Raw genomic sequence first — 10924 nt, 5'->3', positions numbered from 1 at the left:
CACCGATGTGCCCGCCACCCGGACGGCGGCATCGTCGCCGGCATGGACATCACTCTCCGTCACACCCGCCGGGTCGACGGGGTCACGGACGCCGTGCGCGACCTGGCGCCGGTCCTCCTCGGCCTCGCCCCGTTCGCGATGCTCATCGGCGTCACGGCCGTGCGCTCCGGCGTCGGCGCCGGCACCGGCGTCCTGTCGTCCGCCCTGCTCTACGGCGGCAGCGGCCAGCTCACGGCCATCACGCTGATGGGCAGCGGCGCCGGGGCCGGCGCCGTGCTCGCCGCGGTGACGCTGGTCAACGCGCGCTTCCTGCTCTACGCCGCCGCGCTCGAGCCCCACTTCCGCGACCAGCCGCGCTGGTTCCGCTGGGCGGCGGCGCACTTCGTCGTCGACCCCACCTACGCGATGGTGACGCGCCGGACCGACCTCACCGACCCGACGCGCTTCCGCCGCTACTGGCTCACGGCCGGCGGGGTGCTCGCGGTGGCGTGGGTGGCGATGACCGCCGTCGGCGGCCTGCTCGCCCCGGTGCTGCCGGCGTCGTCGGCGCTCGACGTCGCGGCCCCGGCGATGTTCCTCGCGATGCTCGTGCCGCAGCTGCGCGCCCGCCCGGCCGTGGTCGGCGCCGTCACCGCCGCCGTCACCGCCGCCCTCGCCTCGCCCCTGCCGTCGGGCCTCGGCCTGATGTGCGGCATCGGCGCCGGCGTCGTCGCCGCCAGCGTCACCCCCACTCGCACCCCCCTCACCCGCACCAGCGCCCCGTCGGAGAGCCCGTCATGACCCTGCTCGTCTCGGCCGCCGCGACCTACGGCCTGCGGGTCGTGCTCATCACCCTCGTGCCCGCGCACCGGCTGCCCGCCGTGCTGCGCCGCGGGCTGGCCCATCTGGCGCCGGCCGCGCTCGCCGCGCTGGTGGTCACCGCCCTCGTCGGCCACCGAGGTGCGACGGCCCTGGTGGTGCCCGGCCCGATGCACCTCGCGCTCGGCGTCGCCGCGGTCGTCGCGTGGCGGTTCCGCAACCCCGCCCTGCCGGTCCTGGCCGCCGTCGCGGTGATGATCGTCGTGGAGGTGCTGTCGTGACCCGCACCCTGCTCGGCGTCTGGGCCCACCCCGACGACGAGACCTTCCTGTCCTCCGGGCTCATGCTGGCCGCCCGCGAGCGGGGCGACCGCGTCGTCGTCGTCACCGCCACCCGGGGCGAGCACGGCACCGACGACCCGGACCGCTGGCCGGCCGACCGCCTCGGCGCCCTACGGGCCCGCGAGCTCGCCGAGGCCCTGGCCCTCCTGGGCGTCACCGAGCACCGCTGGCTGGGCTACGAGGACGGCGCGTGCCCGCTGGTCCTGCGGCGCACCGCGGCCGACCGCGTCGCCGCGATCGTCGACGAGGTCCGGCCGGACACGATCGTGACCTTCGCCGACGACGGGGTCACCGGGCACGCCGACCACCGGACGGTGGGCCACTGGGCCCGCCGCGCGTGGCGCGCCGCGGCACCGCACGCCGAGCTCCTCGAGGCGGTGCTCCCACCCGGCTTCACCCGGCGCTTCGCCGACATCAACGAGGCCTTCGGGGTGTTCATGGACGACCCCGCCGCGGAGGTCGATCCCGACCTGCACCTGCGGCTCGACGGTGAGCACCTCGAGCGGAAGATGGCGGCGATGCGCGCGCAGGACAGCCAGACGCGCCGCCTCGTCGACGGCGTCGGGCTCCCGACGTTCCGGCAGTGGTGGGGCGAGGAGGCCTTCCTCCGTACGACACCCGTCGCCGTGAGAGCAGCCTGATACGGACGGTGCCGAAGGATCGCTGGCCCGGGCGGAGCAGCACGAGAACCCGCTGCTCACCCTGCCGTCGCCTGCCGTCCGTCTGTAACGTGGGCAACCGTCGTCGTCCGGCAGACAAGGGGGCAGCGTGGTCCTCGTCCACAGCGTCACCCGCGCGGGGGACTCCGTCATCGCCCACCGTCGGTCCCCCGAGTCCGCGGTCGGTGCGGCGGTCACCCCGTCGCGGAGCCCGGCCGACCGGGCCACGACGCGGCCGCGGACGGAGACGCCCCGCCTGGCGAAGTTCCACGTCCCCGAGATCCTCTTCGGCCCCGGCTCGCTGAGCGAGGCCGCGCACGCCGCGGTGCGCCTGGGCGCACGTCGCCCGCTGCTCGTCACCGACCCCGGGCTCTGCGCCGCCGGCTGGCCCAACCAGCTGAGCGCGCACCTCGCGGAGGCCGGGCTGCGGACGTCGGTGTGGGAGGGGGTGACGCCCAACCCCAAGGACCACGAGATCGCCGCCGGGCACGTGCACTACCTGCAGGAGGGGTGCGACGTCATCATCGCGCTCGGCGGGGGCTCGGTGATCGACGCGGCCAAGGGCATCGCGCTGCTCGCCGGCAACGGCGGCACGATCCTCGACTACGAGGGCGTCGACCGGATGGCGCTGCCGATCCCGCCGATGGTGATGGTGCCGTCCACCTCGGGCACCGGCGCCGACGTCTCGCAGTTCTGCATCGTCACCGACACCGCCCGCAACACCAAGATCACGATCCTGGGCCGCGCGCTGGTGCCGGACATGTCGATCGTCGACCCGCACCTGCTCACCACGATGCCCGACTGGCTCAACGCCGCCACGGGCCTCGACGCGCTGACCCACGGCATCGAGGCCTACGTGTCGCGCGCGCACAACCCGCTCACCGACCACCACGCGCTGCAGGCGATCGCGCTGGTCGGCGAGAACCTCGAGCGCACGATGGACCACCCCGGCGAGGAGGCGGCGCGCACCTGCATGGCGCAGGCCGCCCTCGAGGCCGGGCTCGCGTTCACCAACGCGATCCTGGGCGCGGCGCACGCCATGAGCCACCAGGTCGGCGGCCTGCTCGACCTGCCGCACGGCGTCATCAACGGGGTGCTGCTGCCGCACGTCATCCGCTTCAACGCCGAGCCCGACCCGCACCGCTTCGTCCCGATCGCCCAGGCGCTGGGCCTGCCCGGCACCATCACGCCGGACTCCGACGCCGGGGCCGCCGAGGCCGCGGAGTGGGCGGCGCTCGAGGTCCGGCGGCTGGCCGACGAGCTCGGGGTGCCCAAGGGGCTCGCCGAGATCGGCGTCGGCGAGTCCGACATCGGCGTGCTCTCGGCGATGACGCTGGCCGACGCCTGCCTCTCGACCAACCCGCGCGAGGCCGACCAGGCGGACATCGAGACCCTGTTCCGGGCGGCGATGTAGTGGCAGCCCTGTAATGACGGAGGCCCCGCGAGGGGTGGCCAGGCGGTGAGCAACCCGATGTCCACGGATCACCACGACCTCGACCAGCTCACCGGGATCCGGTCCGGGAAACCGTCCTTCTACGTCGAGTACCTGGCCTCCGCGGAGCGCCTGCGCCGCGTCATCCACGCGCTCGACCGCATCTCGCGCGCGCTCGTGCGCACCACCGAGGGCCCCGGCACGCTCGTGCGGGCGGTGGCCGAGGCCGCCGCCGACCACCTCACCGCCCACTGGGTCGTGTTCGCGCTCGCCGACGGCGCGCTGCCCGAGGCCGCGCCGCGCCACCTCGTGCTCGGCCCCGCCGGTGAGGAGGTCGACGCCGACGACCCCGACGTGCCGCCGTGGGTCGCGGTGCACCTGCGGGCGGTCCGCTCCGGCGAGGGCCACACCCACGCCGACGACGGGGGGCCCGGCAACGGCGTCGCCGAGGCCGCCACGGACCCGCACCACCTCCACGTGCCGGTGCACCTCGACGGCGACGTCGTCGGCGAGATCGTCGCCTGGACCGGGGCCGACCGCGCGATCGACGCCACCGACGCCTCCGTGCTGCGCGTCCTCGCCGGCCAGACCGCGGCCGCGCTGCAGAACTCGGCGCTGCACCAGCGCACGATGCGGCTCTACGGCGAGGCCAGCCAGCAGGCCGACGACCTCGCGGCGCGCAACGAGCAGCTCCAGCGCACCCGCGACGCCCTCACCGTCGCGCGCCAGCGCGAGGTGCTCGACTCCGAGCGGCACCGGATCGCGCGCGAGCTGCACGACTCGGTCACCCAGTACGCGCTCTCCGCCGGCATGCAGATCGAGGTCGTGCGCTCGGAGATCCGCGACGAGCGCCAGCGCGAGCGCCTGGAGACCGCCAAGGCCCTCACCCGGCGCGCGGTGGAGCAGCTGCGCTCGGCGATCTACGCCCTGCACCACCACGGCGACCGCGGGCGGCAGAGCCTGCCCGCCATGCTCGAGGAGCTCTCCACCGTCCACATGCCCTCGGACCTGCGGGTCGAGGTGCGCATCGAGGGCCGGCCGGTGATGCTGCCGTCGGCCGCCGAACGCTCGCTCTTCCGCGTGGCCGGCGAGGCGCTGTTCAACGCCGCCGTGCACGCCGAGGCGGGCGTCGCCGTCGTGCGCCTGGCCTACCGCAAGGACCGCCTGGTGCTGTCGGTGTCCGACGACGGCCACGGCGACCCCGAGCACGTCCGCCGCTCGCTGCGCATCGCCTCCGCCGGGGACCTCGACGGCTCCCACCGAGGCCTGGTCAACATGGCCGAGCGCGCCCGCGAGATCGGCGGCACCCTGCGCATCCGGCGCGCACCCCAGGGCGGCATCCGGGTCGAGGTCGGCGTGCCCCTGGCCCCCGCCGGCCCGGCTCCCGAGCCCGTTGACACCTCCGACACCTCCGAGACGTCCGGGAGGCCGTCATGACCGAGATCCGTGTCCCCGCCCGCGCCACCGCCCGCCGGGGCGAGGTGCGCATCGTGCTCGTCGACGACCACGCGATCGTCCGCCAGGGCCTGCGCTCGGTGCTCGAGCGCGAGCCGCAGTTCGCGATCGTCGGCGAGGCGTCGAGCGCGCCCGAGGCGCTCGCCGTCGTCGCCCACCAGCGCCCGACGATCGTGCTGCTCGACCTGAAGCTCTCGACGAGCTCGGACTCCGAGGGCCTGCAGCTGTGCCGCCAGCTCACCCAGGCGCACCCCGGGGTCGGCGTGCTCGTGCTGACGACGTTCCTCGACGACCGGCTCGTCGTCGAGGCCGTCCACGCCGGCGCCCGCGGCTACGTCGTCAAGGACGTCGACACCACCGAGCTGACCAGCGCGATCCGGGCCGTGTCCCGCGGCGAGTCGGCGTTCGACTCCCGCTCGGCCGCCGCCGTCGTCCGCTCGCTCAACGGCCAGCAGCCCCACGGCGACCCGCTCACGAGCCGCGAGCTCGACGTCCTGCGCCTGCTCGCCCGCGGCATGTCGAACCGCACCATCGGCCGCGAGCTCTTCATCTCCGAGACCACGGTGAAGTTCCACGTCGGCAACCTCATGCGCAAGCTCGACGTCACCCGCCGCGCCGAGGCCGTCTACGCCGCCTCGAAGATGGGCCTGATCTAGCACCTCCGGTGCAAGCCCTGCGTCCTCGCTGGCGTTCCAACACAGCACGCCGATAGGGCCAGGAAAGCCGCTTCGTCAGAGCTGCTCGACGTCCAGGTCGGCGAGCACCTCCGGGTCGGCCATCATCTCGATCGCGGCGATGCGCCCGTCGACGATGACGAGCTCGAACGCCGAGTAGACCTTCCCGCCCGGGGCGAAGACCGCACCGAGCGCGCCGTCGAGCAGCGCCGGCCGGGCCGCGCGGGCGCGGCCGCAGAACACGCGCGCCACGGCGTCGGCACCGTGCACGGTCTCCTCGACCTCGGGGGCGCCCGGGCTGGCCTTCGCGGCCGCGACGGCGACGCGGTCGGCGCGCAGCTCGACGTCGGGGTCGAGGACGGCGAGCAGGCCGGCGAAGTCGCCCTCGCGGGCGGCGGTCAGGAACGCCTCGACCACCTCGCGGCGCCGCGCCGGATCCACCTCGGCGTCGGGCGAGCCGCCCTGGACGCGGCGACGGGCGCGGCTCGCGAGCTGGCGGGCCGCGGCGGGGCTGCGCTCGACCACCGTCGCGATCTCGGCGAACGGCACGGCGAACAGGTCGTGGAGCACGAACGCGAGGCGCTCGGCGGGGTCGAGGCGCTCGAGCACGACGTGCAGCGCCGCGCCGAGCGCGTCCGCCTGCAGCGCGCGGGTCTCGGGGTCGGGCTCGGTGTCGGGTTCCGCGCCGGCCTGGTCGAGGTCGGACTCGGCCCGGGTGCCGCGGGTCCGCAGCATCGACAGCGCGACGCGGCTCGCGACGGTGGTGAGCCAGGCGCGCAGGTTCTCCACCTCCGAGACGTCGGTGCGCGCGAGGCGCAGCCACGTCTCCTGCACCGCGTCGTCGGCCTCGGCGGGGCTGCCGAGCAGGCGCATCGTCACGGCCCGCAGGTGCGGGCGGTGGCTCTCGAAGTCCGTTGCAAGAACCGTCTCGTCCATCGGTCACATCCTCCGCTCGTGGGACGTCTCCAGGGAGAGACCGCCGGGGACCGGCGGATGTGACCACCGAACGAGGAGCTTGTCATGACCGGACGACTCGACACCTTCACCCGCGCCCTGCCCGGTCTCGGCGAGGGGATCGGCACCGTGATCGGCGCGATCCGCGGCGCCGGCGTGCCGGAGACGACGCTGGAGCTCGTCCACCTGCGCGTCAGCCAGATCAACGGCTGCGCGTTCTGCGTGGACACGGGCACGAAGGGCCTGCGCAAGAACGGGGAGCCCGACGAGCGCATCGACCTCGTCGCCGTCTGGCGGGAGGCGCCCGGCTTCACCGACGCCGAGCGCGCGGCGCTGGCCCTCGGCGAGGCGGCGACGCGGATCGCCGACCGCCCGGACCCCGTGTCGGACGACGTCTGGGATGAGGCGGCCCGGCACTTCGACCCCACGGCGCTGGCCGGGCTCGTCGCGCAGATCGCCCTGACGAACCTGTTCAACCACGCCAACGTCACCATCCGCCGGCCCGTGGGCGCCTGGTGATGGCTCCGCCACGTGAGTGAAATGGGTCGTTCTGGCCACCTACATCACTCACGTGGCCGGAGGCCCTCAGGGCAGCGGCACCAACAGGCGGTGCGGGCGGCGCAGGGCGAGGCTGACGGCGTCGTCGCGGACGTGGCGCTCGGCGTCGGCCCCGGCGTCCGGATCCAGCGGTCGCGTCTCCAGGCTCGCCGGGGCGGGCAGCGTGCCGCACGCAGGGCAGACGCCCCCGTCTGCGAGGTCGGCGCCGCCGGCCGGGCAGTCGGCGTGGCGGAAGCGTCGCCGGCCCCCGTCCGGGCCCACGCGGTGCCGGTCGCCCCACCGGGCGAGGCTGAACACCACGGGCCAGAGGTCGAGACCCGTCTCGGTGAGCATGTACTCGTCGCGCCCGGCGGCGTAGGGCCGGCGCTCGAGGATGCCGGCGTCGACGAGTGTGCCCAGACGCTCGGAGAGCACCGCGCGGGGAATGTCGAGGTGGGCGCGCAGGTCGGCGAAGCGGCGCACGCCGAAGAAGCAGTCGCGCAGCACGAGCAGCGTCCAGCGCTCGCCGACCACCTCGAGGGCGCGGGCGAGGGCGCAGTCCTGACGGTCGTAGTCGCGGCCCAGCGGCACGGTGACCAGGCTAGCAGTTCGGTTCGACCATCGAACCTGACCTGCTAGCGTCCCCCGACGTGACCCCGAGCCCGGTCGACCGGCCCCGCGCCACCCTCGCCGTCGCCGCGGCGGCCACGTTCCTCGCGCTGGTCGCGTTCACCGTGCCCCTGGCGGCGCTCCCGTCGACGGCCACCGCGCTCGGCGCCGGCCCGGGGGCGCAGGCCTGGATCCTCAGCTCGATGAGCATCGGGCTCGGCGTGGCGCTGCTGTCCGTCGGCGCGCTGGGCGACGATCTCGGCCGGCGCCGCGTCCTCGTGCTCGGCGCGACCGTCCTGGCGGCGTCCTCGGTCCTCGCCGCCCTCGCGCCGTCCGCGCTCGTCCTCGTGATCGCCCGCATCCTGCAGGGCGTCGGCGCCGCCGCGCTGGTGGCCTGCAGCCAGGGACTGCTGGGCCACGCGTTCCCCGCCGGCACGCCGGAGGCCCGCACGGCGAGCAGCGTGTGGGGCGCGAGCCTCGGCGCCGGCATCGCCTCGGGGCCGTTCCTGGCCTCGGGCCTCGATCGCCTCGTGGGGTGGACCGGGCCCTACTGGGCGACCGCGGTCGCCGCCGTCGTCCTCGCTGTCGTCACCCGGCGGGCGGTGCCCGAGTCACGCGCCGCGCAGCCCCGGCCCATCGACCTGCCGGGCGTGCTGGTCCTCGCCGCCGGGCTGGCGGCGCTGCTCGCCGGGCTCGTCGAGGGACGCTCGGGCTTCGGGCGCCCGGGTGTCGTCGCGCTGCTCGCGGTCGGGGTGGCGCTGCTCGCCGTCTTCGTGGTGCTCGAGCGCCGGCGCGCGGCGCCCATGCTCGACATGGCGCTCTTCGCCTCGCCCGCGTTCGTCTCGGCGACGGTCGGTGCGCTCGCGACCGGGATGGGCATCATCGCCACGACCTCGTTCCTGCCGACTGTCGTCGAGCGGGGCCTCGGCAGCACCGCGCTGGTGGGCGCACTGCTGCTGCTCGCGTGGTCGGGCACGAGCGTGGTGACGGCCGTGCTCGCCCGGCGTCTGCCCGCCGCGTGGTCCGGGCGGCTCCAGCTCGCCGCCGGGCTGCTCGTCGTGGCGGCGGGGCAGGCGCTGCTGCTCGGGCTCGCGCCCGGTGACGCCCCGCTCTCGCTCGTCCCGGGGCTGGCGGTGGCGGGGGCGGCGAGCGGGGTGGTCAACGCCGCGCTGGGACGCGAGGCCGTCGCGAGCGTGCCCGCCGGTCGCGGTGCCATGGGCGGCGGCGCCAACAACACCGCCCGCTACGTGGGCTCGGCCATCGGCACCACCGTCGTCGCCGTCGTGGCCACCCGCCCCTCGCTCGGCGGGGGAGCGGCCGGGCTCGTCGCGGGCTGGAACGACGCCCTGCCGATCGCGATCGCGTTCTCGCTGGTCGGGGCGGCCGCCGTCGCCGCCTGTCGCCCCCGTCGGGTGCGCCAGTCCGTGACCACCGGGTGACGGACGGGCACGACCGAGGCAGGATCGGGGTCATGGACAAGTCGAAGCTCGCCGAGACCCAGGGCCCGCTCAAGTCGCAGTACAAGGACGACCCCGAGTCGGCCGTCGTGACGCTCAAGGCCGACGGCGACGTCGACGGCTCGGGCATCGCGTGCCGGGTGCAGACGTCCCAGGCGCTCGTCGAGGCCGGCCTGCACCCCGCCACCGGCGGCGACGGCACCCAGCTGTGCTCCGGGGACATGCTGCTCGAGGCCCTCGTCGCGTGTGCCGGGGTGACGCTGCGCGCGGTGTCCACCTCGATGGGCGTCGAGATCCGCGGCGGCAACGTGCACGCCGAGGGCGACCTCGACTTCCGGGGCACGCTCGGCGTCGCCAAGGACGCCCCCGTCGGGTTCCGCGAGGTCCGCCTGCGCTTCGACATCGACACCGATGCCGACGCCGACACCCTCGCCACGCTGCACAAGCTCACCGAGCGGTACTGCGTCGTCTTCCAGACGCTGGCCAAGCCGCCGGAGCTGTCGGTCGAGATGAGCCCGCGCCAGACCGCGAGCGCCTGACCGCCCGCTCCACAGACGACACGGCGCCCCCGCTCTCGAGAGCGGGGGCGCCGTTCGTCGTGCCGGACGGGATCAGTCCGTGTGGTACGGGTCGTAGTGGATGTTGCGGAACGGCGTCCCCGCGTCGAGGAGCGCGTTGGTGGTCGCGCGCACCATGGGCGGCGAGCCACTGATGGTGATCTCGCGGTCGGCCCAGGCGCCGTAGCGGGCCACGACCTCGCCGACCGTGCCCGTCTCCGCCCCGTGCGGGCGTCCGTCGTCCTCGACGACCGGGACGACGGTGAGCCAGGGGTTCTCCTGGGCGCTGCGGCGCAGGCTCTCGATGTCGTAGAGGTCGGACCACGTGCGGCCGCCGACGAACAGGCAGACCTTGCGGTCGGTGCCCTCGAACATCAGCTGCTCGATGATCGAGCGCGCCGGGGCGAGGCCCGTGCCGCCCGCGACCATGAGCAGGTCGGAGCGCCCGCGGGGGTCGAGCGTCATCTGGCCCATGGGCGGGCCGATGCGCCACACGTCGCCGACGCGGGCGTGGGACACGATCGCGCGGCTGACCCACCCGCCCGGCACGGTGCGGACGTGGAACTCGAGCACGCAGTCCGGCCCGGGGGCGTTGGCCGGTGACATCGAGCGCCACATGCGCGGGCGCTGCGGGGTCTCGACGCTGACGTACTGGCCGGCCAGGTAGGGCACCGGCTGGCTGGTCTGCACGCGGACCACGGCGAGGTCCTGGTTGATGCGCCGGTGCTCCATGACCCGGGCCATCCACACCGCGGGCCCGCGCTCGGCGTCGGCCGCCTCGCGCATCGACTGCGCGACGATGCTGTAGGCGCCGCTCCAGGCCTCGTCGACCTCCTGGGTCCACAACGCGGGACCGGAGATCTCGCGCAGGGCGCCGAGCAGCGCCTCGCCCACCCGGTCGTAGTGCTCGCCGATGACCCCGAACTTGCGGTGGTCGCGGCCGAGCTGGCGCAGGAAGATCGAGAGCTCGTCGGGACGGTCGACCATCTGGACGACGTGCACCAGGGCCCGCAGGAGCCGGGTGCGCTGCAGCTCCATGGTGACCGGGAAGAGCTCGCGCGTCTCCGGCGCGATGCGGAACAGCCAGCCGTAGAACAGCGACGTCAGCTCGTCGGTGCGGTGCGAGATGGCGTTGAAGCTCGTCCGGATGGTCGTGACCATGTCGTGGACGTCGTTCGACGCCGCGGCCTCACGGGGCGCGGGCAGGCCGACGCCCTCCGGCGGCCCGGCGGGTACGGCCGATGCCGGCATGGGCGGCGGCGGCGCGGTCGGGATGTGACCCGGGCCCGACGGCGGGCCGGACAGCTGCCCGCCACCGCCGTACTGCGGCGGGGCCGCGACACCGGGGTAGCGGGACCGCACGCCGGCGGGCGGGCCGTGCGGCCCGGACGGGTAGGTCATCGGGCTCCCCTCGGACGCGGAGCGGAACGAACCCGTGCGATCGAGTCCGG

General features: G+C 75.2%; 12 protein-coding genes. 9 read left to right on the top strand and 3 right to left on the bottom strand.

Features of this window, described 5'->3' with window-relative positions; genetic code table 11:
- The first annotated feature begins 42 nt into the window (after positions 1 to 42).
- The 6 genes from OG774_RS15545 (at position 43) to OG774_RS15520 (ending at position 5341) form a co-directional block, all read left to right on the top strand.
- Positions 43 to 780, top strand: a complete 738-nt coding sequence (locus tag OG774_RS15545) for an AzlC family ABC transporter permease (protein WP_328302001.1) — start codon at positions 43 to 45, stop codon at positions 778 to 780.
- Positions 777 to 1079, top strand: a complete 303-nt coding sequence (locus OG774_RS15540; RefSeq protein WP_328301999.1) for an AzlD domain-containing protein — start codon at positions 777 to 779, stop codon at positions 1077 to 1079. Before OG774_RS15545 ends, OG774_RS15540 begins: the two co-directional genes overlap by 4 nt.
- Entirely contained in the window at positions 1076 to 1780 is a 705-nt protein-coding gene (locus OG774_RS15535; protein ID WP_328301997.1) for a PIG-L deacetylase family protein, read from the top strand. The genes OG774_RS15540 and OG774_RS15535 overlap by 4 nt, the downstream gene beginning before the upstream one ends.
- A 127-nt stretch (positions 1781 to 1907) precedes the next feature.
- On the top strand, positions 1908 to 3212 hold the full coding sequence (locus tag OG774_RS15530) for an iron-containing alcohol dehydrogenase (RefSeq protein WP_274196151.1): 1305 nt from the start codon (positions 1908 to 1910) through the stop codon (positions 3210 to 3212).
- 57 nt (positions 3213 to 3269) lie between these two features.
- Positions 3270 to 4667, top strand: a complete 1398-nt coding sequence (locus OG774_RS15525) for a MadS family sensor histidine kinase (protein ID WP_328301995.1) — start codon at positions 3270 to 3272, stop codon at positions 4665 to 4667.
- A complete protein-coding gene (locus OG774_RS15520) occupies positions 4664 to 5341 on the top strand; it encodes a MadR family response regulator transcription factor (protein WP_274196153.1) in 678 nt (225 codons plus the stop codon). Before OG774_RS15525 ends, OG774_RS15520 begins: the two co-directional genes overlap by 4 nt.
- A gap of 75 nt (positions 5342 to 5416) precedes the next feature.
- Here the strand turns inward: OG774_RS15520 and OG774_RS15515 are convergent, their stop codons facing one another.
- The gene (locus OG774_RS15515; protein WP_328301989.1) at positions 5417 to 6295 is read right to left on the bottom strand and encodes a sigma-70 family RNA polymerase sigma factor; all 879 of its coding nucleotides are present in this window, start codon (positions 6293 to 6295) and stop codon (positions 5417 to 5419) included.
- A gap of 84 nt (positions 6296 to 6379) precedes the next feature.
- Here OG774_RS15515 and OG774_RS15510 point away from each other — a divergent pair, with 84 nt between their 5' ends.
- On the top strand, positions 6380 to 6832 hold the full coding sequence (locus OG774_RS15510; RefSeq protein ID WP_328301987.1) for a carboxymuconolactone decarboxylase family protein: 453 nt from the start codon (positions 6380 to 6382) through the stop codon (positions 6830 to 6832).
- 66 nt (positions 6833 to 6898) lie between these two features.
- Here the strand turns inward: OG774_RS15510 and OG774_RS15505 are convergent, their stop codons facing one another.
- Positions 6899 to 7441: a winged helix-turn-helix transcriptional regulator gene (locus OG774_RS15505; protein WP_328301985.1), complete on the bottom strand. Its 543-nt coding sequence runs from the start codon at positions 7439 to 7441 to the stop codon at positions 6899 to 6901.
- 59 nt (positions 7442 to 7500) lie between these two features.
- Here OG774_RS15505 and OG774_RS15500 point away from each other — a divergent pair, with 59 nt between their 5' ends.
- The gene (locus OG774_RS15500; RefSeq protein WP_328301983.1) at positions 7501 to 8898 is read left to right on the top strand and encodes an MFS transporter; all 1398 of its coding nucleotides are present in this window, start codon (positions 7501 to 7503) and stop codon (positions 8896 to 8898) included.
- A gap of 32 nt (positions 8899 to 8930) precedes the next feature.
- Positions 8931 to 9455 (top strand): OsmC family protein, encoded by a 525-nt coding sequence (locus OG774_RS15495; protein ID WP_328301981.1) that lies wholly within the window; start codon positions 8931 to 8933, stop codon positions 9453 to 9455.
- Between the two features lie 72 nt (positions 9456 to 9527).
- Here the strand turns inward: OG774_RS15495 and OG774_RS15490 are convergent, their stop codons facing one another.
- Complete coding sequence (locus tag OG774_RS15490; RefSeq protein ID WP_442874002.1) at positions 9528 to 10634, bottom strand: FAD-binding oxidoreductase; 1107 nt, start codon at positions 10632 to 10634, stop codon at positions 9528 to 9530.
- Positions 10635 to 10924: the final 290 nt, after the last annotated feature.

This window comes from Actinomycetospora sp. NBC_00405, from assembly GCF_036044095.1.
Lineage (GTDB): Bacteria > Actinomycetota > Actinomycetes > Mycobacteriales > Pseudonocardiaceae > Actinomycetospora > Actinomycetospora callitridis.
The sequence above is the reverse complement of the archived record's forward strand: the minus strand, read 5'-3'. Positions and strand labels throughout refer to the sequence as shown.

Excerpts from the sequence above, each read along its gene's own strand:
- OG774_RS15490 (WP_442874002.1), bottom strand. The coding sequence starts at position 10,634 with ATGGTCACGACCATCCGGACGAGCTTCAACGCCATCTCGCACCGCACC.
- OG774_RS15515 (WP_328301989.1), bottom strand. The coding sequence starts at position 6,295 with ATGGACGAGACGGTTCTTGCAACGGACTTCGAGAGCCACCGCCCGCAC.
- OG774_RS15545 (WP_328302001.1), top strand. The coding sequence starts at position 43 with ATGGACATCACTCTCCGTCACACCCGCCGGGTCGACGGGGTCACGGAC.
- OG774_RS15495 (WP_328301981.1), top strand. The coding sequence starts at position 8,931 with ATGGACAAGTCGAAGCTCGCCGAGACCCAGGGCCCGCTCAAGTCGCAG.
- OG774_RS15525 (WP_328301995.1), top strand. The coding sequence starts at position 3,270 with ATGTCCACGGATCACCACGACCTCGACCAGCTCACCGGGATCCGGTCC.
- OG774_RS15540 (WP_328301999.1), top strand. The coding sequence starts at position 777 with ATGACCCTGCTCGTCTCGGCCGCCGCGACCTACGGCCTGCGGGTCGTG.
- OG774_RS15510 (WP_328301987.1), top strand. The coding sequence starts at position 6,380 with ATGACCGGACGACTCGACACCTTCACCCGCGCCCTGCCCGGTCTCGGC.
- OG774_RS15520 (WP_274196153.1), top strand. The coding sequence starts at position 4,664 with ATGACCGAGATCCGTGTCCCCGCCCGCGCCACCGCCCGCCGGGGCGAG.